Origin of the sequence: Barnesiella sp. (assembly GCF_022723415.1) — a bacterium.
Classification (GTDB): domain Bacteria; phylum Bacteroidota; class Bacteroidia; order Bacteroidales; family Barnesiellaceae; genus Barnesiella; species Barnesiella intestinihominis.
The window spans coordinates 1-4,052 of sequence record NZ_JAIJHU010000103.1 but is presented as its reverse complement, the minus strand read 5'-3'; the positions used below and the strand labels follow the sequence as shown (position 1 = coordinate 4,052).

Genomic DNA, 4,052 nt, shown 5'->3' with positions numbered 1-4,052 from the left:
GGTTGTATACCGGTCATACGGGTTACGACCGAGGGAGCATCTTCTTCGGTATCGATCCAAAAATCGCATCCCATTTTAATTATTCTATTTTTTAATAAGCCCATAGTAATTATATCATTTAATATTTGAAAGTAAGGCTACTTATCATCTCCAAATGGCATTGATTGTGCAATGGAATTTTTTTGAGAATCCTAATAATGCACAAAATATCAGCATGGTATTTCGATAGAATTTCATAGTACGCAAATTGGGGTGTTTCTTTTCTCAAAGAAAGGGAATATTTATTAAAAAACAAAATATTCTCAAAAAAAAATAAAAGGCGATTGACTTTAATGAGTTAATCGCCTACAAAAAATATATACTTATACTCATTCATCGGCCGATTCGTGTTTGCGGTATTCTTCGATCATATAGCCTTTTACTTCCTTGAATAAGCGAGTCGCAAAGACAAAGTCGTTCAGAGCTTCGTTAGATGATGTGAATATTTTGGCACGATTTCCTACCCACTCTCTGTGTCCTTTATTAATAAAGACAATATTTTCACCGATTCCTATTACAGAGTTCATATCGTGGGTATTGATGATTGTCGTTATATTGTATTCGTGTGTAATATCGCTTAATAATTCGTCGATAAGGATAGAGGTTTTCGGATCGAGTCCCGAGTTAGGCTCATCACAAAATAAGTACTTGGGATTCAATGCGATGGCACGAGCTATCGCCACGCGTTTTTGCATACCTCCGCTGATCTCCGACGGATACAAATCGTTAACTCCTTTTAGATTAACACGCTCTAAACAAAATTCTGCTCTTTTTTTACAAGCGGCATAGGTGTCTCGTGTGAACATTCTTAGCGGAAACATGACATTGCCCAATACCGTCTCTGAATCGAATAGGGCCGAGCCTTGAAATAGCATGCCTATTTCGTTCCGAAGTTCTTTAATTTGTGAAGCCGACATCGAAGTGATGTCTCTACCGTCATAAATAACTTGTCCTTTATCGGGTTGCATGAGACCAACGATACATTTCATCAATACCGTTTTGCCCGATCCACTTTGCCCGATAATTAAGTTTGTCTTTCCAGAGTAGAATTTGGCGGAGACATTGTGTAGAATGACTTTCCCGTCGAATGATTTGGATATATTATTAACTTCTATCATCAAAATAAAATTTGAGTGAGAACCACGTCGAGAAGTAAAACGATAACGCTGCTTACGACGACAGAGTCGGTACTGGCTTGCCCGACTTCGAGTGCTCCACCTTTCACTTTGTATCCATAGTACGAGGCTACGCTACTGATGACAAAGGCGAAGAATAGTGCTTTGAATATGGCTTGCCAAATGTAATATTCATTAAAAAAACTTTGTAGTCCATAGATGTATTTTGACACGGAAATTATGTCGGTGAATTGGGCTATCAGGAATCCGCCTGTAATACCACTCGCCATACTGAACACGACCAATACCGGAATGAAAGAGACCATTGCCGCGATTTTGGGTAATATCAACAGGTTGGCAGAGTTGACGCCCATAATTTCAAGTGCGTCTATTTGCTCGGTTACCCGCATGGTTCCTATTTCGGAGGCTATGTTTGACCCGACTTTACCGGCCAAGATCAGACATAATATGGAAGAGGAAAATTCCAATAAGATGACATCTCGGGTAGCCAATCCTACGGCGTAGGCCGGTATCATGGGCGATACCACATTCTTTTGCATTTGTATGGCAATCACGGCTCCGATGAAAACGGAAATAGTAATGACGATGGGAATAGAGTCTATTCCTAATTTGTATATTTCGGAAATATATCTTTTGAAAAACTCTCTCCATCGGTCCGGTATTGTAAATACGCGTCTCATTAACAAGACGTAATCTCCGAACTTTTTTAATGAATCTTGTATAATCATATCCGCTAATTGGATTATTGAAGAACAAAAGTAATGAAAAAGAATCGATGAGCCATTATCTTTTATAGTAGAATTAAGTTCTTAATCATTTTATTTCGTTAAAACGGCTGATGGGATTGTCTATTTTCAATATCTTTGTCTCTGTGAAGATAGAATGCGGTTTGGCATAGTCAAGTCGAAAATGCAATTTTCGCTTGCCTCTGCGCTTACCTTTCACTATTTTTGCAGATAATTTTAAAGGTAGAAATATGTTTTCCAAATTTTTTAAGCATCAACCGGTGGCTGCCAATACCGAAGAGAAGGTTCATTTGAATGTTCAATCGGATTTGGAATCTTCGGAAAATAATATGGTGCTGCGAACCGAAGATTTGGTAAAGAAATATCGTCAGCGGACGGTTGTGAACCATGTGTCGATAGATGTTACACAGGGGGAAATCGTGGGATTATTGGGCCCGAATGGTGCAGGGAAGACAACGACTTTCTATATGACGACCGGATTGATAACCCCCAATCAGGGGCATATTTATCTGAATGATCTCGACATTACAGATTATCCGGTTTATAAACGGGCGCAAATCGGTATCGGATATTTGGCGCAAGAGGCTTCGGTATTTCGCAAGTTGTCGGTGGAAGATAATATCCGGTGTGTCTTGGAAATGACTCATACCACCAAAGAGTATCAGCGGGATAAACTGGAAAGTTTAATCGCTGAGTTTCGATTACAGAAGGTACGTAAAAATTTGGGAGACCAACTATCGGGAGGTGAAAGGCGTAGAACCGAAATAGCACGCTGTTTGGCTATTAGTCCTAAATTTATTATGCTCGATGAGCCTTTTGCAGGAGTCGATCCTATTGCCGTGGAAGATATCCAGTCTATTGTATATAAGCTGAAAGAAAAAAATATTGGCATTTTGATAACCGACCATAATGCACCTGAAACACTGAGTATTACCGACCGTGCTTATTTATTATTCGAGGGTAAAATACTTTTTCAGGGCACATCGGAGGAATTGGCAGAAAATCCCGTTGTCCGGGAAAAATATTTAGGGCGTAATTTTATCTTCCATCGGAAAAAATTCCTTTGATTTCGAGAAAAAAACTTTTTTATAAAGCACGTATAATAAAATTACCGTACCGATAAGGCTCGCTCCTGCCAGCCAGCTCGTAGGGGAACCGCTCGTGCCGACCGTCTCTATCAGATTATCGGGGGATTTGTCATTTGTAAAATAGGAAATGCACGCGACCGTGCTGTTATTGAACAGGTGGGCGAATATCGGTAGCCATAGATTTTTGCTCCATACCAATAGATATCCGAAGAATGCGCCTAATAATAATCGAGGTATAAAACCATAGAATTGTAAATGTATGGCACTGAACAGGAATGCACAAATCCACACGGCTACATGTGCCCGGTGATTTTTGTCTTGTACGATTCGTTGAAGAACACCTCTGAAAATCATTTCTTCGCCAATTCCGGTGAGGATTCCAATCCCGAAAATGACGGCTAAGAAATGAGAAAATGAATTTACTTGCAGAATTTGTTCGGTTATCTTTGTCGCAGCATTTTCTTGTTGACGCATCCATTGTTCAATATTATACAGCGCTTCGGGCAGGTGCATGGCTTCATTCCATTCTACGATTCTGTTAAGAGCCGGAGTCGCAACGATGAATAAAGCGATTATCCCTAACAATTCTATGATACGCGGGGCTTTATTCAAATAAAGGGATTTTCCTGCATTTCCCCAAAACAGAGTCGCAGCGATCCATGCCGGGAGAATGAACATGCCTATGTTTTGTAAATACATGGCTATCAACAATGCATTAGAGCCTTTTACAAAAAACATGGGAATGGCAACGATTAGAGCTCCCCATAAAATTAAGAGTAGCAGAATGATAAGCTTTATTCCTGTCGATGAGTTATGGCAATATCCCGAGATTCTCATGTATTCATTGTTTTTTCGTGTACAAATATAACGCAGATGTCATTAAAATATGCGGTTGTGTGGCAACTGTTTCATATTTTACGCAAAGGTAGCAAAAATAAATATAAGGATAGTTTGTCAAAAGAGAAAGAATATAAGCAATATGTGCGTGTTTTGTCAATATAATTTTTGAAAATGTAGATAAATATTTATATTTGCAAATATAA

The 4,052-nt window shown here is 39.1% G+C and carries 4 protein-coding genes; 1 reads left to right on the top strand and 3 read right to left on the bottom strand.

Features of this window, described 5'->3' with window-relative positions:
- Nucleotides 1-368: 368 nt before the first annotated feature.
- Complete coding sequence (locus QVD32_RS12665) at nt 369-1,157, bottom strand: ABC transporter ATP-binding protein (RefSeq protein ID WP_008862025.1); 789 nt, start codon at nt 1,155-1,157, stop codon at nt 369-371.
- Nucleotides 1,157-1,897, bottom strand: a complete 741-nt coding sequence (locus QVD32_RS12660) for an MlaE family ABC transporter permease (protein ID WP_087879925.1) — start codon at nt 1,895-1,897, stop codon at nt 1,157-1,159. Before QVD32_RS12660 ends, QVD32_RS12665 begins: the two co-directional genes overlap by 1 nt.
- A gap of 353 nt (nt 1,898-2,250) precedes the next feature.
- Here QVD32_RS12660 and lptB point away from each other — a divergent pair, with 353 nt between their 5' ends.
- Nucleotides 2,251-2,988 (top strand): LPS export ABC transporter ATP-binding protein, encoded by a 738-nt coding sequence (lptB, locus tag QVD32_RS12655; protein WP_371417628.1) that lies wholly within the window; start codon nt 2,251-2,253, stop codon nt 2,986-2,988.
- Here lptB and QVD32_RS12650 read toward each other — a convergent pair.
- Nucleotides 2,947-3,846, bottom strand: coding sequence for a CPBP family intramembrane glutamic endopeptidase (locus tag QVD32_RS12650; protein WP_021892606.1), 900 nt, complete (start codon nt 3,844-3,846; stop codon nt 2,947-2,949). The two genes, lptB and QVD32_RS12650, sit on opposite strands and share 42 nt — an antisense overlap.
- Between the last annotated feature and the right edge of the window lie 206 nt (nt 3,847-4,052).